Source organism: Mesorhizobium sp. B2-8-9, from assembly GCF_006439475.1.
Lineage (GTDB): Bacteria > Pseudomonadota > Alphaproteobacteria > Rhizobiales > Rhizobiaceae > Mesorhizobium.
Genome location: NZ_VFTQ01000019.1, coordinates 78,405 through 101,903 on the forward strand (window position 1 = coordinate 78,405; position 23,499 = coordinate 101,903).

General features: G+C 61.6%; 24 protein-coding genes. 2 read left to right on the forward strand and 22 right to left on the reverse strand.

All coding sequences use genetic code 11. From position 1 onward, the window contains the following. Window positions 1–495: 495 nt before the first annotated feature. Window positions 496–642 (forward strand): hypothetical protein, encoded by a 147-nt coding sequence (locus FJ423_RS34260; protein ID WP_224655927.1) that lies wholly within the window; start codon window positions 496–498, stop codon window positions 640–642. Here FJ423_RS34260 and ubiM read toward each other — a convergent pair. The 11 genes from ubiM to FJ423_RS21770 all read right to left on the reverse strand — a co-directional run bounded on the left by ubiM (window position 632) and on the right by FJ423_RS21770 (window position 12,053). Beyond that, window positions 632–1,813, reverse strand: coding sequence for a 5-demethoxyubiquinol-8 5-hydroxylase UbiM (gene ubiM, locus FJ423_RS21720; protein ID WP_064993451.1), 1,182 nt, complete (start codon window positions 1,811–1,813; stop codon window positions 632–634). The two genes, FJ423_RS34260 and ubiM, sit on opposite strands and share 11 nt — an antisense overlap. Window positions 1,814–1,942: 129 nt before the next feature. Next, on the reverse strand, window positions 1,943–2,233 hold the full coding sequence (locus FJ423_RS21725) for a hypothetical protein (RefSeq protein ID WP_084015713.1): 291 nt from the start codon (window positions 2,231–2,233) through the stop codon (window positions 1,943–1,945). A gap of 727 nt (window positions 2,234–2,960) precedes the next feature. Then, complete coding sequence (ccoS, locus tag FJ423_RS21730) at window positions 2,961–3,116, reverse strand: cbb3-type cytochrome oxidase assembly protein CcoS (RefSeq protein ID WP_064993450.1); 156 nt, start codon at window positions 3,114–3,116, stop codon at window positions 2,961–2,963. Continuing rightward, window positions 3,116–5,401: a cation-translocating P-type ATPase gene (locus tag FJ423_RS21735; protein WP_064993449.1), complete on the reverse strand. Its 2,286-nt coding sequence runs from the start codon at window positions 5,399–5,401 to the stop codon at window positions 3,116–3,118. Before FJ423_RS21735 ends, ccoS begins: the two co-directional genes overlap by 1 nt. Further along, entirely contained in the window at window positions 5,398–5,895 is a 498-nt protein-coding gene (locus FJ423_RS21740; RefSeq protein ID WP_064993448.1) for a FixH family protein, read from the reverse strand. The genes FJ423_RS21735 and FJ423_RS21740 overlap by 4 nt, the downstream gene beginning before the upstream one ends. Continuing rightward, the gene (gene ccoG / locus FJ423_RS21745; RefSeq protein WP_064993447.1) at window positions 5,892–7,451 is read right to left on the reverse strand and encodes a cytochrome c oxidase accessory protein CcoG; all 1,560 of its coding nucleotides are present in this window, start codon (window positions 7,449–7,451) and stop codon (window positions 5,892–5,894) included. The genes FJ423_RS21740 and ccoG overlap by 4 nt, the downstream gene beginning before the upstream one ends. 139 nt (window positions 7,452–7,590) lie before the next feature. Next, window positions 7,591–8,454 carry a cytochrome-c oxidase, cbb3-type subunit III gene (ccoP, locus tag FJ423_RS21750; RefSeq protein ID WP_064993446.1) on the reverse strand — a complete coding sequence of 288 codons (864 nt, stop codon included), beginning with the start codon at window positions 8,452–8,454 and terminating at the stop codon, window positions 7,591–7,593. A gap of 2 nt (window positions 8,455–8,456) precedes the next feature. Next, window positions 8,457–8,606 carry a CcoQ/FixQ family Cbb3-type cytochrome c oxidase assembly chaperone gene (locus tag FJ423_RS21755; RefSeq protein WP_013533256.1) on the reverse strand — a complete coding sequence of 50 codons (150 nt, stop codon included), beginning with the start codon at window positions 8,604–8,606 and terminating at the stop codon, window positions 8,457–8,459. 10 nt (window positions 8,607–8,616) lie between these two features. Beyond that, window positions 8,617–9,348, reverse strand: coding sequence for a cytochrome-c oxidase, cbb3-type subunit II (gene ccoO, locus FJ423_RS21760; RefSeq protein WP_064993445.1), 732 nt, complete (start codon window positions 9,346–9,348; stop codon window positions 8,617–8,619). After that, window positions 9,339–10,967 (reverse strand): cytochrome-c oxidase, cbb3-type subunit I, encoded by a 1,629-nt coding sequence (gene ccoN / locus FJ423_RS21765; protein WP_064993444.1) that lies wholly within the window; start codon window positions 10,965–10,967, stop codon window positions 9,339–9,341. The genes ccoO and ccoN overlap by 10 nt, the downstream gene beginning before the upstream one ends. Before the next feature lie 336 nt (window positions 10,968–11,303). Further along, a complete protein-coding gene (locus FJ423_RS21770; RefSeq protein ID WP_064993443.1) occupies window positions 11,304–12,053 on the reverse strand; it encodes a Crp/Fnr family transcriptional regulator in 750 nt (249 codons plus the stop codon). Between the two features lie 178 nt (window positions 12,054–12,231). On the opposite strand from FJ423_RS21770, the gene hemN reads away from it, so the two are divergent. Then, the gene (gene hemN, locus FJ423_RS21775; RefSeq protein ID WP_064993442.1) at window positions 12,232–13,554 is read left to right on the forward strand and encodes an oxygen-independent coproporphyrinogen III oxidase; all 1,323 of its coding nucleotides are present in this window, start codon (window positions 12,232–12,234) and stop codon (window positions 13,552–13,554) included. 132 nt (window positions 13,555–13,686) lie between these two features. Here hemN and FJ423_RS21780 read toward each other — a convergent pair whose 3' ends face one another. From FJ423_RS21780 to FJ423_RS21830, 11 genes are read right to left on the reverse strand one after another with little or no spacing between them, the layout of a single operon-like run. Beyond that, complete coding sequence (locus FJ423_RS21780; RefSeq protein WP_064993441.1) at window positions 13,687–13,959, reverse strand: DUF2274 domain-containing protein; 273 nt, start codon at window positions 13,957–13,959, stop codon at window positions 13,687–13,689. A gap of 2 nt (window positions 13,960–13,961) precedes the next feature. Beyond that, the gene (locus tag FJ423_RS21785; RefSeq protein WP_064993440.1) at window positions 13,962–15,182 is read right to left on the reverse strand and encodes a TrbI/VirB10 family protein; all 1,221 of its coding nucleotides are present in this window, start codon (window positions 15,180–15,182) and stop codon (window positions 13,962–13,964) included. A 13-nt stretch (window positions 15,183–15,195) separates the two neighbouring features. Then, a complete protein-coding gene (gene trbG / locus FJ423_RS21790; RefSeq protein WP_064993439.1) occupies window positions 15,196–16,224 on the reverse strand; it encodes a P-type conjugative transfer protein TrbG in 1,029 nt (342 codons plus the stop codon). Continuing rightward, window positions 16,214–16,945 carry a conjugal transfer protein TrbF gene (gene trbF, locus FJ423_RS21795; protein WP_064993438.1) on the reverse strand — a complete coding sequence of 244 codons (732 nt, stop codon included), beginning with the start codon at window positions 16,943–16,945 and terminating at the stop codon, window positions 16,214–16,216. Before trbF ends, trbG begins: the two co-directional genes overlap by 11 nt. Continuing rightward, a complete protein-coding gene (trbL, locus tag FJ423_RS21800) occupies window positions 16,946–18,268 on the reverse strand; it encodes a P-type conjugative transfer protein TrbL (protein ID WP_064993437.1) in 1,323 nt (440 codons plus the stop codon). A gap of 28 nt (window positions 18,269–18,296) precedes the next feature. Then, on the reverse strand, window positions 18,297–19,022 hold the full coding sequence (gene trbJ, locus FJ423_RS21805) for a P-type conjugative transfer protein TrbJ (RefSeq protein ID WP_064993436.1): 726 nt from the start codon (window positions 19,020–19,022) through the stop codon (window positions 18,297–18,299). A gap of 5 nt (window positions 19,023–19,027) precedes the next feature. Then, window positions 19,028–21,469 (reverse strand): conjugal transfer protein TrbE, encoded by a 2,442-nt coding sequence (gene trbE, locus FJ423_RS21810; protein WP_064993435.1) that lies wholly within the window; start codon window positions 21,467–21,469, stop codon window positions 19,028–19,030. Next, window positions 21,463–21,735, reverse strand: a complete 273-nt coding sequence (locus tag FJ423_RS21815; protein WP_064993434.1) for a VirB3 family type IV secretion system protein — start codon at window positions 21,733–21,735, stop codon at window positions 21,463–21,465. The genes trbE and FJ423_RS21815 overlap by 7 nt, the downstream gene beginning before the upstream one ends. Beyond that, window positions 21,735–22,043, reverse strand: coding sequence for a TrbC/VirB2 family protein (locus tag FJ423_RS21820; RefSeq protein WP_064993433.1), 309 nt, complete (start codon window positions 22,041–22,043; stop codon window positions 21,735–21,737). Before FJ423_RS21820 ends, FJ423_RS21815 begins: the two co-directional genes overlap by 1 nt. Before the next feature lie 11 nt (window positions 22,044–22,054). After that, a complete protein-coding gene (trbB, locus tag FJ423_RS21825; RefSeq protein ID WP_013533270.1) occupies window positions 22,055–23,023 on the reverse strand; it encodes a P-type conjugative transfer ATPase TrbB in 969 nt (322 codons plus the stop codon). Further along, window positions 23,020–23,433 (reverse strand): CopG family transcriptional regulator, encoded by a 414-nt coding sequence (locus tag FJ423_RS21830; protein WP_064993432.1) that lies wholly within the window; start codon window positions 23,431–23,433, stop codon window positions 23,020–23,022. Before FJ423_RS21830 ends, trbB begins: the two co-directional genes overlap by 4 nt. Window positions 23,434–23,499: the final 66 nt, after the last annotated feature.

A 23,499-nucleotide genomic window follows, 5' to 3' on the forward strand; every position in this document is an offset into this window, starting at 1 on the left:
CCGGCGGCAACGGCCGCAATGCTTCATCGACCTCGGCGACACAGACCAATGTTTCTTCCGGGAGGTCCTTGATTTGGTTTCAGCAACTGGCGAACGTTCATGGCAAATCTCCTTGGCGCTGCGGGGAGCAGATACCTGCTTTCGCCGGCGCGAACCATGGTTCGTGAGAAAAGTTCCGTTCGCCAGCGCACTGATCAAAATGCGGCGCGAGAGTATCGGCCTAGGTTAAGTTTGCTCCTCCAACCCATGCCAGTTCGCCGGCGCTTCGTGCTCGAACTCAAGGAGATCGGTAGCAGCCTTCCCCCGCCCAGAACATTCTGCTGGACGGCATCGAAGGAGATGTGCGCCGCCCACCTCCAAGTGCTCGGGTACTGCTTCGGATCTTTTCCAGTCGCAGTGGCCTGGAATCACGCGCAGTAATTTTCCAGTAAACTCAGCCTTTCGGAATACCATCCGAACCCACACCGTTAGGTCATTCAGCTCGCAGTACGGCCGATGATCCGCGCCGAAATGTCACCGTCACCGACCGAACAGGCGTTCGCCGAAGCGGTGGCAGTGATGATTTGGAGCGATGCCACTCTTGCCGAGCGGTCGTCGCAACAAGTCCACGAATTCCAGAGCTGCTGGTGCTTCACCGTTTGAGCATGGCCGAGATGCCATGCCGGATAAGAGGAACGTGTTGGGCGAACCGAAGCCCCGCATGGCGTGCAAGCCGTGCCGCCGGTCGCTCGCTTGAGTAGAGTCGGACGAGTATATTCGTAGCATGGTAGAGCGGCGCCGCCGACAGGCGCAGCCGCCTTTCGTATCTGTGCAGCATGTCGGGATCGGCAATGTCACGGCGGTCGCGACTTGCAGTCAGGATTGCATCGGCGAGTTGCTTTTGGCTGCTGAGACCGATGTTGAAGCCATGCGCTGTCACCGGGTGCATTCCAATAGCAGCGTCACCGATGAGTGCGGCACTCGGAGCCCTGAGTTCGTGCGCCCACGTGGTGACCAGCGGAAAGGCGTGGCGGCTGCTTGCCAATGTCATTTCCCCGAGACGGCCTTGACACCGCTTCGTCAATTCCCTGAGGAACAAATCGTCGTTGGAGGCAAGCAGTCTGCCGACCTCGCTTGAGGGCAGAGTGAGCAGCAACGAGGAGACCCCCTCCCCCAGAGGCAACATCGCTATCGTTTGATGGTGATCGAACCATTCGGTTGCCACATGGTGATGGGCGCGTTCATGCCGCACCCGACAGATCAGCATCGAGTGGCCAAGCCGATTGATGTCGGCGCCGATGCCGAGCAGATCACGCGTGGGAGACAGGCGCGAATCTGCGGCAACAACAAGCCTGGCGCTCAACTGCATGCCGTCAGAAAGCGTAACCACTGCTCCTTTGTGGCTGGTCCTTGCATGGACGACCGAGTGGCCGCACCGCAGCTCTGGCTGATCACGCAGCCGAACGATTTTGAACAGCGCATCGCGAATGCGGCAGTTCGGGACCAAAATTCCGAGGGGCTCTCCACACGCTCTTGGAGCATTAAAACGCAGAGCGAAAGCGCTCGATCCGTTGAGGACGCGTGCGCCTTGAAGTGGTGATTTGTCCGAAGCGGGAATGATATCCCAGGCGCCGAGCTCCCGAAGGATTCTGATCGAGGCATGAGTCAGCGCGATCTCGCGACCGTCGAACGCCGGATTCGCGAGCCTTTCCCGGGCCTGCGCTTCAACAAGTGCCACTTTGAGTTTGCTCTGGGCAAGCGAGGCGGCGAAGGAAAGTCCGACCGGCCCCGCGCCAACGACAATGATGTCGAAGCTGTTATCGGAGACGGCCATCAGCGTGGCGCCATCGGGTCGGCTCTCCAGTGTTCAGGCACGAATTGCGAAATCAAAAACGCCTTTGATGCTAGTTTAAGCACGACGCGCGCAAGCTATGGCCGCCTAAATAAGTGGCAAGCCGCCTTATCAGCGGCAGATGCTCACAAAGCCGTTGCTTGACCGCTGATGCTGGCAAGTAAGCGGTCGATCGGGCCGTTGCTGCGGCGCGATCTCGCGATCCTGGCCACGGAAGTGCTGCTGCTGCTGCTGATATTGCTGCCGCCGCAGCCTGTTCTCCAGCATCAGTAATTGGTTCTGCTCGACCAGCGCATTGCGATTGGCGGAGTTGAGGACTGGTGCCGAGGCGACTTGATCCGGCAACGTCGCCGTTCCCAGCATTCCCGACATGAAGATCGTCAATAGGCGAAATCGCGACATCTATACACTCCTGCAAACAAAACTTTGGCATACGCAGTTGCCCGGTGATGCCACCATGCCCGCAGGACCAGCGAACATGGCCAGCGTCTGACGCCGCTCTGCTGCCGTCCCGCGATGTCTTGAGCACGCGGTCAGCAGCCTCGCGTCCGAGCGCCTTGGGTTCACATCGACGGTTGTCAGTTGCGGACGCGCCGCAAGCTCCACAACGTTCTCAAAACTAGCGAGGGCTACATCGGCATGTATTAGCGAGCCATCTCGCAGAGCGGGTCGCACGCACCCTGGGCGATCTGATCGTTGCCGCCGGAGGTCGCGTTCAGCCTTTGCTCACAAGAATCCGGCCGCCGCCTTGCGCAGCCACGCTTCGGCCCACTTTTGGCTTTGGCCGTTCTTCGTGTGGGTCTTGATTCAAACCGATCGCCGAGGCGTTCGGCGGCGCGATTCGTCGACGTAGGCATGGATTCTCTCCCTGAAGGACTGGCCGATGAAACCACGCCGATGAGTAGATAACCCTGATCTAGGTCAAGCGGTGTGAGTAATCCGGCGACCGCGGTTCGACGATCACCCGCCTGCATATTGGGCGGAATGGGCGACGTAATCTTTCGAGCGACACAGGCTTTTCACAGATCAGCGTCAACCGGCGGCAGGTGAAGCTGCCTATGCAACCTCAGCAGTAGTTCCACTCGGCTTATCACCGGCATCCCAACAGTCGTCTGCAGAGCGGCTTGAATCAGCGTTCTGGCTTGTCTTCCTGGTCGACAAGGATACGCTCTGCTGCCCCGTCGAGATCTTCGTACTGACCGCTTTTCAATGCCCATAGGAAGCCAGACAGCCCAAGCCCGCCGAGGAGCAGGGTCCCAGGTATCAAATAGGCAAGCGTCCTCATTACAACTGTACCCGTCCGCCATTGTTGGAGTGTCTATCATTGGCAACAGTTTCCGCTGGTGCGTGCCGAACAAAGCCTTCCAGGCGCAATGCATTCCCGATCACCAGCAGTGATGACGCAGACATAGCAATCGCCGCGATAAGCGGAGTGGCGTGCCCTAGAATAGCGATTGGTACAGCGATGGTATTGTAGAGAGTCGCGACGGCGATGTTTTGGCGGATCAGGCTTCCTGCCTTGCGCGAGACGTCCAGCGCGAGCGGCACCGCCAGGAGGCTTTCGCGCAGGAAGACGAAATCCGCGGCGTTGCGGCCAACATCGGCGGCGGTGGCCGGTGCGATCGAGACATGCGCTGCGCTCAGCGCCGGCGTATCATTGAGGCCGTCGCCAACCATCAGAACCCTGTGCCCCACTTTCGCGAGGGTCTCGATGCGTTCGAGCTTGCCGGATGGCAGCAGGCAGGGAACGAAGTTGTCGATTCCGAGTGACTTCGCAACCTCGGCACAGGCCGCCGCGGTATCGCCTGACAGCATTTCCACGGGAACCCTGGCGTCGCTCAATTGATCGATGGCCGCTCTGGCGTCGACCCGCAACGCATCCTCGAAAGCGAAGGAAGCGACAATCATCCCGTTCTTCGTGAGAACGGTTCCGCCGTAGCCATGTTTGGCTTCGCCGCCGGTTCGAGCCTTCCATCCAGCCCATCCGCGTCGGCCCAGTCGCCAGGTGCTTCCCGCATCAGTGGCCTCGATTCCGAATCCCGGATGCTCGGTGACGGCATCGAATTTGAGCTGCCCGCCAGGAATGGCAAAGCCGGCTATGGCCTTTGAAAACGGATGACGCGAGTGCGCCGCCAGGTCGGCTGCGACTGCCAGCATGGCCGGATCGATCGACGGCGCGTTAACGAGCCGGGGCTGGCCAAGCGTCAGCGTTCCGGTCTTGTCGAACACGGCAATGTCGACAATTGCCAGGCGTTCCATGGCGGAGCCGTCCTTGACCATAATGCCGTTCTCAAACAGGCGCCGCGCGGCGACCACCTGCACGATCGGCACGGCGAGGCCAAGCGCGCAGGGGCACGTGATGATGAGAACGGCGATGGCGATCGTCATCGCCCGGTGCCAGTCGCCGGTCGCCACTATCCAGCCCAGGAATGTCACGAAGGCGGTGAGATGAACCATGGGCGCGTAGAGCGCCGAAACGCGGTCGGCGATACGGCGATATTGCGCGCGGCCGCCCTCGGCGGCCTCCATCAACCGGACCATTTCCGCCAGGAATGAATCTTTTGCGGCGGCTGTCGCCTCAATCGTCAGCGGGCCGGTAAGATTGAGCACGCCGGCCTGTACCGCTTCGCCCGGCGCTACGTTTTTCGGCGTGCTTTCGCCTGAGGCCAGCGAGCAGTCGAGATCCGACGTTCCCTGGATGATCTTGCCGTCGACGGGGATCCTCTCACCGGCCGCGATCAACATCCGCATGCCTGGTTCGATCTCGCCGACCGGCAGATAGTCGCGCGCGCCATCGCCGCGCAGCACCATGGCGCCACGCGCGGCCAGCTGAGACAGGCCTTTCACGGCAGTTCGGGCACGCTCCCGCATCACATGATCCAGCGTGCGTCCGATCAAAAGGAAGAACAGCAGCGATACCGACGCGTCGAAATAGGCGTGGTCGCCATGATTGATCGTCTCATAGAGGCTCATGGCGTAGGCGAGCGAAACACCGACCGCGATGGGCACGTCCATATTCATGCGGCCATGACGCAAGGCGTTCCAGGCCGACCGGAAGAAGATGCCGCCGGCGAAGGCGAGGGCAGGAATGGCGATCAGCGCCGAGACCCAGTGAAACAGGTCGCGGGTAGCACCTTCGGCGCCGGACCAGACAGAGACCGAAAGCAGCATGATGTTGCCCGCCGCAAAACCGGCAACAGCGACGGCGCGGATCAGTTCGGCAAGCGTCTTGTCCTTGTCGTCGATCTCGGGTGCGAACAGATGCGCCTCGTAGCCAAGCCTGCCAAGCGCGGCGACGAACGGTGGCACCTCGTCTCCACGCCACCGGACCGCGACCCGTTTCGTCGACAGGTTGACGCGCGCGCTTTCGACGTGATCGAGCTTTCCAAGTGCCGCCTCGATCGTCTGGATGCAGGCGGCGCAATGAACCGTCGGCACTGAAAGGTCGGTCTGCCGAAGATCGTCGCCAAGCGATCGGCTCGCCAACCTGATTTCCTGGCTGGATGGCAGGACCCATGTGGCGCCGTTCAGATCCAGCGCCGTTTCAGCGCCCGGTGCACAACAGCTCATTGCAGAGCCCCATGAGAGATCATGATCCTGCTGACGTCGCGATAGGGTCGTGCCAGGCCGGCATCGGCGTCGACTTCGACGATCCAGACGCCGTCCTTCGGCATCTGCTGCGCTGCGAATTCCTTGCCTGAGGCGAGGGCGAGCGTGACGGACTTGTCGTCTTTCTCGTAGGCGGGATGACGAAACAGCACCTTGACGCCGTGCAGAGGAACCGGCTTGCCGGCCGCGTCGGAGAGGCTGTAGCGGACTTCGCCCCATGCGATGGTCAGCTTGCCGGTCCAACCGAGCGCGGCTTGGGCGCGGCCGGCCTCGGCCTCCTTGTTGAATTGCTGGCTCGCCACATATGTGTTCTCGACGACAAGGCCGGTCCAACTGGTGTTGGCGAGCGTGGCCATCGTCAGATTGACCGCGATGACCACGCCGAAGAAGGTGAGAATGATGGCCAGCATGTGCCTGCCGGTGAATTCGCGAGGCTTTTGGGCATTGGCGGTCATTTGGCGGCCTCTGGCGCGTTGAATGTTGCGGTGTACTCGTTCGACTCGGAGCTCGCTCTGTCCTCGACACGGAACTTGAAGGTCTGTGCCGGAGCGTGGATCTGGTCCGCCGGCTGGCGAACGAAGACCTTCAACGTTTTCAGGCGATCGGGCTCGACCGGGATGGCAAACGAGCGGCCCGCCTTGATGTCGTCCCCGACCACGCTCATTTCGCCTCCTTGCAAGCCCTGCATGGTGACAACAATGATCCGCGGCTCGGGGATCATGTTGAGCAGTTTGACGGTGTAGCCGTTGCGGATCGAGCCGTCGGACAACGTTACGAATTGCGGATTGCGATCGTGCAGCACATTGACTTCGAGCCTGTCGCGCGTCAGCAGCGAATAGAGCAGACCCAGGCCGATCAGCGACCACAGACCCATGTAGACGTAGGTGCGTGGCCGGAAGATCTTGCTGACATGGAAATGCGCCACCTTGTCGGAGAACAGGCCATCAGCGGTCCTGACCAGCGACGGGTTGACTGAACTGGAGCCGCCCGCGGTCGCCAACATCATGTTGGCGTTGTAATCGGAGAGCGTTGCGTAGGAAATCAGTCCGCGCTCTTTGCCGAGCTTGTCCATGACGCCGTCGCAGGCGTCGATACACAGCGCGCAGGTGATGCATTCGAGCTGCTGGCCGTCGCGAATGTCGATCCCCATCGGGCAGACCGCGACACAGGCATTGCAGTCGACGCAGTCGCCGACGGACTGCCCTGTCGCTTGCACCTTCTTGGCGTGACGCGAGCGCGGTTCGCCGCGCCAGTCATTGTAGGTGACGGTAAGCGAATTCTCGTCGAGCATGGCTGCCTGGATGCGCGGCCATGGGCACATATAGGTGCAGATCTGTTCGCGCATCAGGCCACCGAACGTGTAGGTGGTCGCCGTCAACACGGCGATGGTGATGTAGGCGACAGGCGCGGCGGTACCGGTGAAAAGTTCGCGAGCCAAACTAGGCGCATCGGCGAAATAGAAGATCCAAGCACCGCCGGTGGCCGCGCCGATGACCAGCCAGATCGTGTGCTTCGATAGGCGCAGCACCAGCTTGCGGGCGGTCCAGGGACCAGCGTCAAGCTTCATGCGGGCGTTACGGTCCCCCTCGACCGCACGTTCGACGACAAGAAACAGGTCGACCCATACGGTCTGCGGACATGCATAGCCGCACCAGGCACGGCCGACAGTCGAGGTAATCAGGAAAAGCCCAACGCCGGCCATGACCAGGAGGCCGGCCACATAGAAGAATTCCTGGGGCCATATCTCGATGAAAAAGAAGTAGAAGCGCCGGTTGGCGAGGTCGAGCAGCACGGCCTGATCCGGAGCAAATGGACCGCGATCCCAACGCAGCCAAGGCGTCAGGTAGTAGATGCCGAGCGTGATCGCCATCACCAGCCATTTGAAGCGGCGAAAGTTGCCCGAGACGCGCTTTGGGAAGACTTTCTTGCGTCTGGCATAATGCGGCTGGCGGGTATTCGAGGAATTTGGGGCCGAGCCTTCGAGCCGTTCAGTTCGCGTATCATTGCGCACGTGCGTACCACTCCCATCCGAAGTCAGAAGGGGATTTCGTGCCGCATCGACGAGCGGCGCAGCCGAAATGGTGTCGAGGCCCGGCTTGCGCCGGGCCCCGTCGCTTGGCAGGGGGAGGCCGAGAATAGGCCTTGCCTTCCTATTCTCCGCCGCCAAGCGAATGGACATAAACCGCAAGCTCCTTGACTTTGATCTCGCCGAGACGGCCGAGCCAGGCCGGCATGACACCTTCCTTTGGCGCGCGGACCTGGGCTGCGACCGCTGCCTCGCCGGCCCCGTGCAGCCAAATGGCGTCGGTGAGGTTGGGGCCCCCAAATTCCCTGTTCCCTTCCGCGTTCTCACCATGACAGGCGACGCAATTGTCGGAAAAGACTTTGGCACCGGATTGGATCAGACTTGCATCGGCGACCTTGCCAGAGAGGCTGACGACATATGCGCTAACCTGCTTGATCTCGTCGGCGGTGATGATGTCCCCGAACGCCGGCATTTCCGACAGGCGCGTGTCCGGATCCGAAGCGAAGCGGATGCCATGGGTGATCGTCTGCTGGATCTGCTCGGCCTTGCCGCCCCACAGCCAGTCGTCGTCGTTTAGGTTGGGAAAGCCCTTGGAACCTTGGGCGCCGGAGCCGTGGCACTGCGTGCAGTTGACCTTGAATGCGGCGCCGCCGGCGGCGATGGCGAATTCGCGCAAGGCATCGTCCGCAGCGATCTCCGAGACACTTTTCGACTTCACCGCCGCGAGGTATTTGCTCTTCGCTGCTTCCGCATCCGCCAGTTCGTTCTTGACGTCATTGCGGCTCGAATAGCCGAGAACACCCGTCGTCGCCGAATGCAGCAGTGGCCATGCGGGATAGGCGATTGTGTAGCCGATCGCCCACACGATGGTGACGTAGAAGATGGTGATCCACCAACGCGGAAGCGGGTTGTTCAGCTCGCGGATGCCATCCCATTCGTGGCCGGTGGTCGAGACCCCAGAGACTTCATCGATGTGCTCCTCGCTCATGATCACTCGTCCTGAAGCGGAATTCGGGCAGCTTCGTCCGCCAACTTACGGCTGCCGGGACGCAGGACGAAGACACTTGCCCCCGCAAAGAAAAGCGCCATGGCAACCAGACCCCAGCTGTCGGCAAACTCCCGCATAAGATTGTAATTCATGGAAAACTCCTCAGCGGTAACCGGCGCCTTCGTCGTAGTTCTTAAAATCGACCAGCGTGCCGAGCATCTGCAGATACGCAACGAGCGCATCCATTTCGGTGACCTGTTGCGGGTTGCCGTCGAAGTCGCCGATCTTGGCCTTGGGATAACGGGCCTCAAGACCTGATGTGTCGGCGTTGGGATCAGCCTGCGCCATCAGATCGGCGTTGGCGTTGGCGACCATGTCATCGTTGTAGGGAACGCCGACCCGCCGGTTGGCGACCAGATGCGTCGAGAAGTCCTTCACCTCGATCGGCGCGTCCTTCAGGAAGGCGTAGCTGGGCATGATGGATTCCGGCACAACGGAACGCGGATCCGAAAGATGGGCGACATGCCAGGCGTTCGAGTAGCGGTCACCGACCCGGGCCAGATCCGGCCCCGTCCGCTTCGATCCCCATTGGAAGGGGTGATCGTACATTGACTCGGCGGCCAGGCTGTAGTGGCCGTAGCGCTCGACCTCGTCGCGGAACGGCCTGATCATCTGGCTGTGGCAGAGGTAGCAGCCCTCGCGCACATAGATGTTGCGCCCGACGAGCTCGAGCGGCGAGTACGGACGCATGCCTTCCACCTTCTCGATCGTGTTGTCGAGATAGAAGAGCGGCGCGATTTCGACGATACCGCCGACAGTCACGACAAGAAGGGAGCCTACGAGAAGAAGCGTGGCGTTCTTCTCGATAATGGCATGTTTGTCGATCAAGCCCATTGGTTTGGCTCCCTGGCAGGCTGAATGACAGGCGCGGCACCCGACATCGGCCTCTCCTCGCGTTGACGGCCGAGGATTGTCATCGCGATGTTCCAGGCCATGATCAGGGCGCCCGAGAGATACATGGCGCCGCCTATGGCGCGCATGACGTAGTAGGGGCGCATGGCAGCGACGGTCTCGGCGAAGGAGTAGACCAGGAAGCCCTGCCCGTCGTATTCGCGCCACATCAGGCCCTGCGTGATGCCGGACACCCACATGGCGGCGGCGTAGACGACGATGCCGAGCGTCGCCAGCCAGAAGTGCCAGGTAACCAGCCGCAGCGAATAGAGCCGGTTACGGTTCCAGAGCTTCGGTACCATGTAGTAGATCGCGCCGAACGAGATCATGCCGACCCAGCCGAGTGCACCGGAGTGCACGTGACCAATTGTCCAGTCGGTATAATGGGACAGCGAGTTGACCGCCTTGATAGCCATCACCGGGCCTTCGAAGGTCGACATGCCGTAGAAGGCGACGGCCATCACCATCATGCGGATGATCGGGTCGGTGCGCAACTTGTCCCAGGCTCCGGACAGCGTCATCAAGCCGTTGATCATGCCGCCCCAGGACGGCATCCACAGCATGATCGAGAACACCATGCCGAGCGTCTGTGCCCAGTCGGGCAGAGCGGTGAAATGCAGGTGGTGCGGCCCGGCCCAGATGTACAGGAAGATCAGTGCCCAGAAATGGATGATCGAGAGCCGGTAGGAATAGACTGGCCGGTTCGCCTGCTTGGGCACGAAATAATACATCATGCCGAGGAAGCCGGCGGTGAGGAAGAAGCCGACGGCGTTGTGGCCGTACCACCACTGCGTCAGCGCGTCCTGGACGCCGGAAAAGGCGGAGTAACTCTTGGAACCGAGGAAAGAGACCGGCATCGACAGGTTGTTGACCACATGCAGCATCGCGATGGTCACGATGAAGGAGAGGTAGAACCAGTTGGCGACGTAGATGTGCGGTTCCTTGCGCTTCAGGATCGTGCCGAGGAACAGGATGAGGTAGGCGACCCAGACGATGGTCAGCCAGACGTCGACATACCATTCCGGTTCGGCGTATTCGCGGCTCTCGGTGATGCCGAGCAGGTAGCCTGTCGCGGCCATGACAATGAAAAGCTGGTAGCCCCAAAAGACGAACCAGGCGAGATCGCCGCCGAACAGGCGAGCGCGGCAAGTGCGTTGCACGACGTACAATGACGTGCACAGCAGCGCGTTGCCGCCGAAGGCGAAGACGACCCCGGACGTGTGCAGCGGCCGCAAGCGGCCGAAATTGAACCAAGGCTGAACGTTGAGATCGGGGTAGGCCAGCTGCAGCGCGATAACGACGCCGACCAGCATGCCGACGACGCCCCAGAACATCGTGGCGATGGCGCCGTAGCGGATCGGACCGTCCATATAGGCGGACGGGTCGATCGGAGCGGCCGGCTTGAACTCCGAGTTGCGCAACAAGATCCCGATAAAGGCAATAAGGGCAAAAGACAGCACCCCCATATGCTGGCGGAAAGGTCCATCAATGCCGAAGCCAGCAGCCACCAGGGCTGCAAAGGCAAAAAAGCCCACCACGACGATCGCTGTGCCGAATTTCATCGCAAATCCTGATCCCGAATCGGGCGCACGCCAAATCCGCTCGGCATCAATTGCGCAGCTGCCCTCTGCCCGCCCTGATCCATGTCAGGTGCCAGGTTTGTTTGGTAGAATCGAGTTTGCGCAAATCAGAGCGGACGTTGGGGCGGGCGGGTATGTCGAAGCGCGGCCGGCGAGCTTTGCGGAACTCTTGCCGGCTGCCTTGCTATCCGACAAGGGTCGCTGATGCTCTTGGGTCTATGCTACCGGGGTTCTCGAGGCTACAGCAATACATTGTGCTCGAACGCAGCATGTCCTGCCGCGGATTCGAGTTGGCGGCGCAGAGCCCGCCGCTTGGGCTTATCCAAACTGCCGCGGCCTTCGGCCGCCGCAACGCTGCTCCAGCCGGCCGACGCTCTCCACCCTCACATGGCGCTTGTTGTCGATCCGGATCACGCCTTCAGCTCGCAATCGAGTCAGCTGGCGGCTCACGGTCTCATTCGTCAGGCCAAGGAAATCAGAGATGTCGGCACGAGTCAGTGGCAGATCGAAGGACGCCGAGATAGCGGCCGGATCAACACTGGAATCCATGTTCAGGGCGAGCATGACAAGAAAACTCGCCACCTTTTCCGATGCCGTCTTGCGCCCGAGCGTCACCATCCATTCGCGTGCTGCGTCAAGTTCGTCCAGCGCCTGCTTGAGCAGGCGATGCTCGAGTTCCGGTGATTCCTTCACCATCCGTTCGAGGGCTGCCTTGGGGAACGAACACAGCGTGACAACGGTTGCCGCTTCCGCACTGATCTCGCTTTCGACCTTGAAGGGTCGCCCCAGAAAATCCGGTGCAAACTGGAGCCCTACGATCTGCTGGCGCCCATCCGAAAGGCTCTTCGTCAGCTTGACCACGCCTGAAAGCACATTCGAATAGCTGTTGACGGCCTCGCAGTCGCCGACCAGTTCGACTCCTGGCTCGATCTTGTGCCGCGATGAACTCCTGGCAAGCGCAGCCAAACGGTCTGGATCGAGCGCGCCGCAAATACCGCGACGCCTTCCCTCGCAAGAGCGGCAAAGAACGGGAATGCCGGCACTGTGAATGCCCTGCCGTAATGTCATGCGCTCGCTCTATCCTCTTCCAAGCACCGACAGGGTAGCAATCCAGGGTAGAAAAATCCTTGCGGCAGTTTGTCCGAGCTGCACTTGATCGAAATCAGGGCGTTGGCCGGCCAACCAGTCAAGAGTTCCAGCGGTGCACATGGTGACCACGACATGCAGTCGAAAGTAGCTTGCTCGGATTGTCGAAAACGTCCCTCGCTATACCAGCTATCCGACCGCACCGCATTTCCACGTGGGCGTCGATGCTGCGGCTTATCGTGGCTGGCTGGAGGCGCTCGGCGAGGACGATGAGATATCGCTCTACGTGCACATCCCTTTCTGCGCCAAGCTTTGCTGGTTCTGCGCGTGCCACACCAAGCAGACACGCCACTATGAACCGGTCACCAAATATCTGAGATCGCTGCATGCGGAGATCGCCACCGTCTCATGTCTCGCCGGAGGCAAGGGCCGGGTGCGTGCCGTCCATTTCGGTGGCGGCTCACCGACGATGCTCAAACCACAGGACATGGTGGCGCTCGGAGCCGTTCTGCGCAACAGCTTCTCATTTCTTCCCGGCGCCAAGATCAGCGGCGAAATCGAACCCAACGATATGGACGAAGCGCGCCTCGACGCACTTGCCGAAATCGGCATGACGAGGGCCAGCCTCGGGGTCCAGGATTTCGATCCGAAGGTGCAGAAGGCCATCAATCGCGAACAGATCTTCTTGCAGACCAAGACAGTCGTCGACGGCGTTCGGGCACGCGGCGTCGAGTCGGTTAACCTGGACCTGCTCTACGGCTTGCCGCACCAGACCAGGGAGAGCGTCTTGTCCACCGTCAGGCAGGCGCTGACGCTCGAGCCCGACCGGATCGCCCTCTTTGGCTATGCGCATGTGCCATGGTTCAAGAAACATCAGACAATGATCGACGAGGCCTGGTTGCCAGGCCCGGAGGAGCGGTTTGCCCAATCGCAACTGGCAGCTCGCGCCATACTCGACCAAGGATACGAAGCAATCGGGCTCGACCATTTCGCCAAACCGGGGGATGCGCTGGCGCTTGCCGCGCATGCGGGGATGTTGCGTCGCAACTTTCAGGGCTACACCGAGGATCGCTGCGAAACCTTGATCGGCCTCGGCCCGTCATCCATCAGCCAATTCCGACAAGGCTATGTACAGAACATGCCTTCGACCGCCGAGTATGGCCGCATGGTGGATGACGGTGGGTTGGCTTCGGTCCGCGGAATTGCTTTTTCCGACGACGACCGCGCTCGCGGTTGGATCATCGAGCGCCTGATGTGCGATTTCGGCTTCTCGGCAGTCGATTTGGTGGAACGCTTCGGCAAAGCCGGCCAGAAGCTCCTTCTTCGGTCGAGTACCGTGGCCCTCGACAAGTCGGTCCGACTTGAACTCGACGGCGATCGTTTCGTCGTACCGCTGGAAAGTCGTCCCTTTGTCAGATGCGTCGCTGCGAAGTTCGACAAATATCTCAAAACGGGAAAGGCCAGGCACTCCGTGGCAGTTTGAGCCAGCGAGTGCGTCGCGGTCCGCGCAGGGCCCATCATCGGTGACCTATTTGCCAGACGATGTTGCCCGCGCACACCCTTGTTTGACAGGCACGGTGCGCCACAATTGCACTTGACTGACTCTCTGCTTCGGTCATTCGGAATCTGAGGCTTTCAAAGACCGCGATTCGTCTGAGATGCTGGCCGTCGCCAGACCTTCTTTTCTGGCCTTGGCAAACGCTCGGTCGCCGTCCAGAAATCCCGCCAGCATAAAAGGAATGAGTTCCGCGACTGTTTCAGACTCGCCGTAAGTCTGACGATAGAGCGCAGCATAGGCGTTGAGTTCTTGGCTCAAGTCCGCGCTGACGGTGATGGTAATCTTCAAGGGCGTTCGGTCTGGAAGCTTGCCAAGTTTCAAGTTGGCCATAATCACTCCCGTTCAATCTTGTATGGCCGCAGCAAGAGATCCTTGTGCACGATGACGCGCAGTGGCCAGCCTGGTCGGATCGTTATGGTGGGCTGAACGTTGAGATTTTTCTCAGTTATGCGCTGGCCGGCTCGACTGACGTTCTGCTGGGCGGATTCGCGGATCGCCTTGACCAGATCGCTTTCATTGTCTCCGAGGCTCAATTCGGTGCCCACGCCAAGCAAGGTCGCGAGCGCAACCCCCTTGATCAGCTGCCAGGTGTGGAAATCCACCTTGTCCTCAAGCCCCGCATATCCGGCGGTGTCTGTCGCCGGCAGATTATCGATCTCGATCGAGGACCCGTCCGGCAGGATTATTCGCTGCCAGACCAGCAATGCGCGCTTTTGCCCAAACGCCACCACGCTGTCATAGGTGCCGATCAGCCGGGAACCTTGTGGAATGAGCAAGATGCTGCCAGTGACTGTGTCTTGCACATTCTCTGTGACCTGCGCGACGACGAGGCCGGGTAGGTCGGAATTGATCCCGGTAATGAGGCTTGCCGCGATTACGCTGCCAGCCATCAGTTGGTAGGGCGAGGCAGACGTCTGCAGCGCATGCGGATTGTAGATTCCGCTTGTGCTCCGCTGACTGACAAAATCCAGTTTGCGCTGTTGGTTGTTCTGATCGCCCTCGGCTGGTGCAACGGAAGCCGACCCGGCTGTCGCTCCGGATTGCGGCGCTTCAGGCCGCTGCTGTAGACTCTCCTCGCCGCCAGCGAGATCTGTCGGTTTGGGCCGATTGTCGATCCGGAACAACACTTGCGACTCGCGCGCTTCGATCGCCTGCTGGGCAAGGCGTTGATCCTCGGCGGAGACCTCCTGTCCCGGCGCAATTCCGAGTTGGCGCTGCCGCTCGAGGATGGGGCGGCCGAGATCACCGGGTAGCGGCGGTCCGAGCACCGGGGCCTTCGGCTTGACGCCGGAATAGTCCCTGGGCAGGCTGTCGAGCCCCTCGGCGGTGGGCTTGTGGTCAGGATGGTAGAGGTCTTCCGCCTGCTCTTTGAATCGCAATGCCGGCCCCTGAAGCGCAATGATCATGACGCCCAGAATGGCACCACATCCGGCGGCAGAGATCGCGACAATCACCCCCCGCCTGAAGCGCACAGCACCGCGGGGTGAGGCGCGCAGCTGCAGCTGGTCGGGATCGAGTTTCGGCGGCGCATTGGAGTGGGACGTATAGGTCATGAGCCTTTTCCCCTCACCTGCCGAAACCGGCAAAGAGTGGCATCCGACGCGGCAATTGCCGGCCGTCCATCCTTGAGATGCGCACGACCTGCTGCGGCTTGGCGCCGAGGCGCAGTTCGGCCGCGGCGAACAGGCGATCGACGATGTAGTAGTTGCCGCGCATGCGGTAGTTGACCAACTGATTGCCGCCGTCAGCACCGACGATGAAGAGCGGCGGCGCCTCGCCCTGATCGATGCGGCGCGGGAATTCGATATAGACTTTGCTGCCGTCGTCAAAGGCCCGTGTCGGTCTCCAGGGCGGTGTGTCGCCGGCGATCGAATAGCGGAAGCGGATATTTTCGAGCGCAACATTCGATGCGACCGGCGTTGCAGCGTCGGCCTGAACGTTTCGCCGGGAGAGCGCAAGGATCTGGTCTTCGCTGTAGGTCCAAGAGATGGCCGCCATTGCGGTCTTCTCCGTGCTTTGGAGCTGCAAGTGATAGGTGCGTCGATCCGTGGTGATCACCAGATTTGTGGTAAGCTCGGGCGCGAACGGCTTCACCAAAACATGGGTGCGCTGACCGTCACCGGTGCCACTGACGGTGTCGCCGATGACCCAGCGGATCGTGTCCCCGGCGGACACAGCCGTCAGCTTCTCGCCCGGCTGCAGAGCGATGTCGGTGACGCGCTCCGGCGCTGCAAAGAGCTGATAAAGCGCGCCATCGGTGAAGGGATAGACCTGGACCGCGTTGACATAGCCATACCTGGTTGGCTGCCGAGTTGCGGCCCTATTGGCATCGGCAACGCGTTCTTCAGGAGAGCGCTTGTCCTCGGCGAACTTGACTGGGTCAGGCTGCAACTGGCCGGGAAGCGGTAGCGGCTTTGGCACCTCGACGATTTTAACCGGTTTCTCTGGCGGCTTCTCGATCGACGCTGCTTTGAAGTCGGCAGCGTCATAGGCAATCTCGGGCGGCGGCACCGGCTTGGATGCGCAGGCGGACAGCACCGCTGCCGAGGCCGACAGGATCAGCGCGGCACGGAGCGATGGGGCTTTATTTGTCATTGGCGGGCTCCTTGGGGGAAACGGAGGTCGGCGCGGCACTGTCGAGCTCGCGCGACCAATCGATGGCGTTGATGAAGAGGCCGAGCGGATTCTTGCGCAGTTGGTCTGTATTGCTTGGCGGCCGGATCATAATGGTGAGGATCGCCGTCCAGCGGGTCGTGCTGGCAAGGCTGCCGCGCTCAAAGACCTGCTCGGTCCATTTGACCTGGAACGAGCTACCGGAGGCCCGCACCACGCTGGTCACCTGGACGGACACGCTTCGCGTTCCGATCTGACCGAAAGGATCGCTCGCCTTGGCATATTCGTTGAGGAAGAGCGCGGCGCGGTCGCTGGCAAAGTCATAGGCGGCCAACCAGTTCTGCCGCACCAACACCGGATCGGTGGAAACGGAACGGATATTCTGAATGAAACGGCCAAGATGCCAGGCGATCTGGGCGTCCGTCGGCTCGTAGTCCCGGATTGCCGAGGCTACGGCGCGCGCCTCGCCGAAGCGGTCGACCTCGACGACGTAGGGCACAACCCGGCTTTGCATTGACTGCCAAACGAGCCCGCCGGAGAGCCCGGTTGCCAATGCCAGGCAGCCAAGAGCCATCAGCCGCCAGTTGCGGGCCTGCACCCGCGATGAGCCGATGCGCTCATCCCACAGCTGGCCCGCCTTCTGGTACGGTGTGATGGGCTCGGGTGTCTTGCCGTAGCGTTGAACGGATCGCTTGAAGAGCATCTAGTCGTCCTTGTCGTTGAGAGAGGGATTGGCGCTACCGCCCGGTCTGTCACCATCGCGCACCGCCTGCATGGTGGCGTGGCGGTGGGCTCGCGCAGACTGCTGGGAACGCAGGCGCCTGGCCCAGCTAGGGGCAGCATCGGTGGTCGGACCCGCAGGAGTTTCGGTCATCGAGGCGATGGGAGACCCGCCGGTCGCGGTCCATGCGGCCTGGCGCCCGGCATCAGCGCTGCGCCCGAAGGTTTCCGCGGCAGATCGTGCCGCTCGCACAGCGGCGCCACTGGCGGCACCTGCCACGCCCTGCATCCCGGCAGCCACACCGGACAGGCCGGAGTCAGGCGAGGTTGCGCGCCCTAATTGCCAGGCAGAGGAAGCTGCCGAACCGATCGTGGTGCCGGCGCGAATTGCGGCAAGCCCGCCATCAGCTGCCATGCGCACCCCGGCGATCGCAGCGCCTCCGGCAACGAGTGACGCACCGGCGGCGGCCGCGGCCGTACCCAGTGCAGCGCCCGCACCAAGCTGCGGGGCACCCGAGACGAGACCGGACGCTATTCCAGGCCCGAAAACACCTAGCCCAAGCAGCGCCAGCGCCCCCAACACCTGTGACATGGCGGCGGCCAAATCCGGCTCCTTGCCTTGCAGCGCCGAAGCGAACTCGCCGAACAGCGTGGACCCGACACCGACAATGACCGCAAGCACCATCACCTTGATGCCCGACGAGATCACGTTGCCGAGCACGCGCTCGGCCAGGAACGCCGACCGGTTCCAGACTGCGAAGGGCACCAGAACGAAGCCGGCGAGAGTGGTGAGCTTGAACTCCAGAATGGTGATGAAGAGCTGGATGGAAAGAATGAAGAAGGCAATGATGACCAGGAACCAGGCCACGAGCAGCACGAAAATGGTGAGCGCGTTGCCGAAGATTTCGGGAAAGCCAAGAAGCTGGCTCGCCTGATCCAGCAGCGGCCACGCGCCCTCGAAGCCTGTGGCGGCAATACGTCCGGGCCGCAGGAGACTGTCGGGCGACAGATTGGCGGCCGAAGCGTTGAAGCCCAGCCCTGCGAAGGAGCGGTATATAATGTCGGCGAGATTCTTGAAATTGTTCAGGATGAAAGCGAAGACGCCGACATAGAGCACCTTGCGGATGAAGCGGCCGAGAATGTTGGGCTCGCCGGCGAATGCCCAGGCGAGCCCGGCTAACGTGATGTCGATGCCGATCAGGGTCGTGGTGAGGAAGGCGACATCGCCCGACAGCAGACCAAACCCGCTGTCAATATAGCGGATGAAAGTCTCCATGAAGCGATCGATGACCCCGAGGTCGTTCATTGCGCCTTCCTCGTGACAGATATGGTGATCAGTTGCCGGGATAGGCCGTGCCGGTGCCGAGGAAACGCTTTGTCGTCTGGCGTGCGGCTTCTTCGGACTGCGCCTTGCGAGCCGCATCCTCCGCCTCCGCGCGAAACTGCGTCGCGAGCAGCGTCTGGATCTGCATCTGCTGCTTGGTTGACAGCGCGATCAGTTGGTTGGTGGCCTGGCTTGCCTCAAGCGCACCGGCAGCACCCTGGCTGCGGTTGACGAGATCAGCAAGCAGGTCGCGATCGCCCCGGACGTTCTCGAGGATCTGCGACTGGACACCCATCGTCTGCCGGAACGCCTGCATGGCGCTCTGCCAGCGCTCGCGCGCTGCGCTTGCCACATCGCTGACCTTGATCGTGGCGTCGTAGCTTTCGGGATATTGATTGCGCCACTGGTCCTGCAGCTTGTCCAGATCAAAACTCAGGCCACTCGCCTGGTCCATGAGCCCGTCGATCCGCTGCAGCGAACCGGTGAGCTGGCCTACCGAAGAAAAATCCAGCCTCTGAAGGTTGCGCGCCATGTTCTGCAGCATGGTCGCCTGGTTCTGGAGCGACTGTATCTGGTTGTTGATCTGCTCCAGTGAGCGTGCCGCCGTCAGCACATTCTGGGTGTAGTTCGAGGGATCGAAGACAATGAGCGCGTAGGCTGGCTGGACATAGTCGGCCATCGGTTTGGCCATCAGGGAAAGGGTGATCAGGCCGGAAAGGAAACGGCGCCGCATCATGACGATTACTCCATGTCTGGTTGAGGGAATTGGCGGAGAAGCTCGGCGGCCCAATCGAGCCCGCGGGCATTCAGGAAATAAAAGGCAAAGCCGTCCTGTCCGCGTTCCGACAGGATCTTGTCGATCAGGGTCTGGCTGGCCGGATCGGAGGCGCCGCATAGCGCAAGCGCAATTGGACCCAAGCCCAGCTGAAACAGCCGGTTGCCGCGGCGCGATTGCAGATAATATTGCCGCTTCGGCGTGGCGCGCGCGACCAGTTCGATCTGCCGCTCGTTCAGGCCGAAACGCTCGTAGGCTTCCCGTGCCTGTGGTTCCACGGCACGGTCATTTGGAAGAAAAATGCGCTGTGGGCAGCTCTCGATGATGGCCGGTGCGATTGCAGAGCCAGCGATGTCGGCCAGTGACTGCGTGGCGAAAATGACAGAGACGTTCTTCTTGCGCAGCACCTTCAGCCATTCGCGTATACGCCCCGCAAAGAGCGGATTGTCGAGATAGAGCCAGGCCTCGTCGAGCATGAGCAATGTCGGTCGTCCATCGAACCGCGCCTCGAGGCGATGGAAAAGATAGGTGAGCACCGGCAGCACAGCGCCTTGGCTGTGCATCAGCTCTTCGGTCTCGAAGCACTGCACATCCGACAAGGCCAGCCGATCGTCGTCCGCGTCCAGCAACCGGCCGAAGGGCCCGTCGAGCGTGTAGGGCATCAAAGCGGACTTCAGCGCGTTGGACTGAAGCAAGACCGACAGGCCGGTGAGTGTGCGTTCCTGCGCTGGCGCCGTTGCAAGACTGGTGAGTGCCGACCAGATTGCCTCTTTCGCCTCCGGGGTGACGGTGACGTTCTCATGGGCGAACAGCCCGGCGATCCATTCGGCTGCCCAGCTGCGGATCGCCGGATCGTCAATCTTGCGCAGCGGCTGGAAGGCAAGCGCACCGTGGGCGCGCAGCGCGTGATGCTCGCCACCCATGGCAAGAATTGCGGCCCGGGCTGAATTGCCTTTGTCGAAGACATACACCTGCGCGCCGGCATAGCGTCGGAACTGCAGAGCGAAGAGGGCAACGAGAACCGATTTGCCGGCGCCGGTCGGTCCGACGATCAGCATGTGGCCGACATCGTCGACGTGGGTGGAAAGCCGGAACGGTGTCGACCCGCTGGTTGAGGCGAAGAGAAGCGGCGGGGCCTCTGCCTGTGTAACTTTGGCGAGATGCTCGTTCGCCGCCGGGCCGGCCCACACCGAGGAAAGCGGCATCAAGTGGGCGAGATTCAATGTGTGAACGAGCGGCTGACGGACATTGGCATAGACATGGCCGGGCAACGAGCCGAGCCAGGCCTCGACCGCATTCACGCCTTCACGGATCGTGGCGAAGCCGAGGCCATTGACGACGCGCTCGACCGCGCGGAGTTTCTCCGCAGCGGCTTGATGGTCCTCGTCCCAAACCGTTACCGTCGTCGTCAGATAGCCGAACCCGACATGATCGCCGCCTAACGCCTGGATTGCGGCGTCGGCATCGAGCGCCTTGTTTTCGGCGTCGGTGTCAACGAGCGGGACGGGTTCGCTGGTCACCACCTCGCGCAGGATGGCCACGATCGATTTGCGCTTGGCAAACCACTGCCGCCGCAACCGCGTGAGCGTCCTGGTGGCCTCGGTCTTATCCAGCGGAATGAAGCGCGTCATCCAGCGGTAGGGGAAATCCTGATTGTTGAGCGCATCGAGAATTCCGGGCCGTGTGACATTCGGAAAACCGAGGATGGTGAGCGTGCGCAGATGGTGGTTGCCAAGCATCGGCTCCAATCCGCCAGTAAGCGGCGCATCGACCAGGATGCCGTCGAGATACATGGGTGTTTTTGGCGCGGCGACTGGATGGCGGCGGGTGGAGATCGTGCCGTGGAGGTAAGTCAGCGTCCCGGCATCATCGAGTGCGCGTATTTCGGGCATGAAGCCCGACAGGAGATCCAGCACGCGGCCGGTCTCGTCCCGGAACCGCGTCAGTTCCTGGCGCCACTCTCTCTCGCCTCCTGAATGATGCGAGTCGACCAGAGCGCTTTGCGCCCGCGCCTGGCTGTCTGGCGGCGGGATGAACGTCAGCGTTAGGTGATAGCGGCTCTCGTAGTGCGCGACCTTGCCTTGAAAGGCCGCGCGCCGTTCTTCATCCACCAGCCATGACGCAGCGTCGGGGAAACGCGAGCTTGGGTAGCCCAGCGCCTCGATGCGCTCGGCGTCGAAGAACAATGCCCAGCCGGAGCCGAGCCGTCTGAGCGCATTGTTGGCCCGCGCGCAGATGCCGATGAGTTCGGCTTCTGTTGCACTCTCGAGATCAGGCCCGCGAAATCCAAATGAGCGCTGGAAACTTCCGTCCTTGTTGAGCACGATGCCCGGTGCCACCAGTGCGGCCCAAGGCAGATGATCGGCAAGTCGGTCGGCCTTGCCCCGATATTCGGAAAGATTCAGCATGCGAGCCACCCCTTCAGGCGAAGATGGCGGACGAGCACGCTGGCGAAATCCGGGTCGCGGCGGGCCGCGAAGACAGCCACCGTGTGCGCGCAGATCCACAGCACCAATCCGGCAATCCACTGCTGCAAGCCAAGCCCGACGGCCGCGGCAACGGTGCCACTGAAGATGGCCACCGCTCGCGGCGCGCCGCCGAGCAGGATCGGTTCGGTCAGTGCGCGGTGAACCGGAACCTCAAAGCCCTCGATATGGTGCTCTCCGGCCAACATCAGACGAGTGCCCCGCCGCCAAAGGAGAAGAAGGAGAGGAAGAAGCTCGATGCGGCAAAGGCGATCGACAGGCCGAAGACAATCTGGATGAGCCGACGGAACCCACCTGCCGTGTCGCCGAAGGCGAGTGTCAGGCCGGTGGTAATGATGATGATGACCGCGATGATCTTGGCGACCGGCCCCTGCACAGATTCCAAGATCTGCTGCAGCGGCTGCTCCCAGGGCATTCCGGAGCCGGCGGCGTATGCCGGAAACGTGAGAAGAAACGCGAGCGTGGTGGCCCAGAGAAAGCGAAGCTTCTTGCGCATGAAGTGACCTTTCAGAGTTGCTGGAGTTGCGGAAGCGTGAGCTGGGTGACGGCGTAGTCGCCACTGCCGTCGAGGCCAGTGACCTCGGCGATCGTCTCGATGCGGCGCGAGGATCCGCGGCCGGCGATGAAGACGATCAGGTCTATCGCCTCGGCGATGAGCCGGCGGGGAACGGTGACCACGGCTTCCTGTGCGAGCTGCTCGATGCGGTAGAGGGCGGACCGCGCCGAGTTCGCGTGAACGGTGGCGATGCCGCCTGGGTGACCAGTGTTCCATGCCTTCAGCATGTCGAGCGCTTCCGCGCCTCTGATCTCGCCGACGATGATGCGATCGGGTCTGAGGCGCAGTGTCGAACGCACGAGATCGGCGAGCGTGACAGAACCACGCCTGGTCCTCAGCGCAACGCAGTCTTTTGCTGCGCATTGAAGTTCGCGCGTATCCTCGATCAGGATCACCCGCTCGTGGCAGTCGGCGACCACGGCCAGCAGCGCATTGGCAAGGGTTGTCTTGCCCGATGAAGTGCCGCCCGCGACCAGGATGTTGCGCTGCTCGCGGACGGCTTTCTTCAACGCATCAGCCTGCAGCGGCAGCATGACCCCGTCGGCGACATAATCGGCTAGGCTGTAGAGCTTTGCGGCGGGCTTGCGAATGGCAAAGCATGGCGCCAACACCACAGGTGGCAGGAGGCCTTCGAACCGCTCGCCCGAGGGCAGTTCGGCGCTTACGATCGGATTATCCGCATGCGCTTCGGCGCGCACGTGGGAAGCGACGAGGCGGACAATGCGCTCCGCCTCGGTAGGATGGATGTGCACGCCTGTGTCGACCAAGCCTTCCCCGAGCCGATCGATGCGCAGTGCTCCGTCGGGATTGACCATCACCTCGATGATCGATGGGTCTGAAAGCGCTTTGGTGATCGCCGGGCCCATGGCGGTGCGCAGCATGGCGCGGCGGCGATGATCGGCTTCCGGATGAGAGTTCACCCTTCCTCTCCCCCGCCATTGTCTTTGCCAAGCGACCGCTTCCCGGAAGCGATCTGCCGGCCGACCTGCTCGACAAATTTGTCGAAGCGCTCCTGGCCGATGGCCTGCGTTACCCTGTCCGGGGCCGGCGTGTGGGCGTGAAGCGTGATCGAGAAGCGGATGAAGAGCGCCAGGCTCTCCATCGTCATCTCGGCGTCGCGCCTGACATGAGCGAGGTCGCGAGAAAGACGGTCGAGCCTTACCCCGTAGCGTTGGTCGAGCTCGTTCTTGCCACGCCGCTCGATGAAGGCTTCTACTGCCTTGGCGACGATCGCCGATTTGGTGGTCGAAGGATCACGACTGAGTTTGTCCAGCTTCTCGCTTAACTCAAACTCAAGCAGAAACTGGTGACGAATGCGGCGGGGCTTCATGTGGCTTGTTCCAACAGCCAGCGCTACGCGCCGGCGACGGGAACAAGCATCCTCCAGATGCCCAAA

What these genes read in the sequence shown, in the direction of transcription:
- trbE (WP_064993435.1), bottom strand. Translation starts at nt 21,469, where the DNA reads ATGCTGAATCTTTCCGAATATCGGGGCAAGGCCGACCGACTTGCCGAT.
- trbF (WP_064993438.1), bottom strand. Translation starts at nt 16,945, where the DNA reads ATGCTCTTCAAGCGATCCGTTCAACGCTACGGCAAGACACCCGAGCCC.
- ccoS (WP_064993450.1), bottom strand. Translation starts at nt 3,116, where the DNA reads ATGAGGACGCTTGCCTATTTGATACCTGGGACCCTGCTCCTCGGCGGG.
- FJ423_RS21815 (WP_064993434.1), bottom strand. Translation starts at nt 21,735, where the DNA reads ATGTTGGCCGGAGAGCACCATATCGAGGGCTTTGAGGTTCCGGTTCAC.
- ubiM (WP_064993451.1), bottom strand. Translation starts at nt 1,813, where the DNA reads ATGGCCGTCTCCGATAACAGCTTCGACATCATTGTCGTTGGCGCGGGG.
- trbJ (WP_064993436.1), bottom strand. Translation starts at nt 19,022, where the DNA reads ATGATGCGGCGCCGTTTCCTTTCCGGCCTGATCACCCTTTCCCTGATG.
- FJ423_RS21770 (WP_064993443.1), bottom strand. Translation starts at nt 12,053, where the DNA reads ATGACATTACGGCAGGGCATTCACAGTGCCGGCATTCCCGTTCTTTGC.
- FJ423_RS21830 (WP_064993432.1), bottom strand. Translation starts at nt 23,433, where the DNA reads ATGAAGCCCCGCCGCATTCGTCACCAGTTTCTGCTTGAGTTTGAGTTA.
- trbG (WP_064993439.1), bottom strand. Translation starts at nt 16,224, where the DNA reads ATGACAAATAAAGCCCCATCGCTCCGTGCCGCGCTGATCCTGTCGGCC.
- FJ423_RS21735 (WP_064993449.1), bottom strand. Translation starts at nt 5,401, where the DNA reads ATGAGCTGTTGTGCACCGGGCGCTGAAACGGCGCTGGATCTGAACGGC.
- FJ423_RS21725 (WP_084015713.1), bottom strand. Translation starts at nt 2,233, where the DNA reads ATGTCGCGATTTCGCCTATTGACGATCTTCATGTCGGGAATGCTGGGA.
- ccoP (WP_064993446.1), bottom strand. Translation starts at nt 8,454, where the DNA reads ATGAGCGAGGAGCACATCGATGAAGTCTCTGGGGTCTCGACCACCGGC.
- FJ423_RS21785 (WP_064993440.1), bottom strand. Translation starts at nt 15,182, where the DNA reads ATGACCTATACGTCCCACTCCAATGCGCCGCCGAAACTCGATCCCGAC.
- trbL (WP_064993437.1), bottom strand. Translation starts at nt 18,268, where the DNA reads ATGAACGACCTCGGGGTCATCGATCGCTTCATGGAGACTTTCATCCGC.
- FJ423_RS21740 (WP_064993448.1), bottom strand. Translation starts at nt 5,895, where the DNA reads ATGACCGCCAATGCCCAAAAGCCTCGCGAATTCACCGGCAGGCACATG.
- FJ423_RS34260 (WP_224655927.1), top strand. Translation starts at nt 496, where the DNA reads ATGATCCGCGCCGAAATGTCACCGTCACCGACCGAACAGGCGTTCGCC.
- FJ423_RS21820 (WP_064993433.1), bottom strand. Translation starts at nt 22,043, where the DNA reads ATGCGCAAGAAGCTTCGCTTTCTCTGGGCCACCACGCTCGCGTTTCTT.
- FJ423_RS21755 (WP_013533256.1), bottom strand. Translation starts at nt 8,606, where the DNA reads ATGAATTACAATCTTATGCGGGAGTTTGCCGACAGCTGGGGTCTGGTT.
- ccoN (WP_064993444.1), bottom strand. Translation starts at nt 10,967, where the DNA reads ATGAAATTCGGCACAGCGATCGTCGTGGTGGGCTTTTTTGCCTTTGCA.
- ccoO (WP_064993445.1), bottom strand. Translation starts at nt 9,348, where the DNA reads ATGGGCTTGATCGACAAACATGCCATTATCGAGAAGAACGCCACGCTT.
- FJ423_RS21780 (WP_064993441.1), bottom strand. Translation starts at nt 13,959, where the DNA reads ATGGCCAACTTGAAACTTGGCAAGCTTCCAGACCGAACGCCCTTGAAG.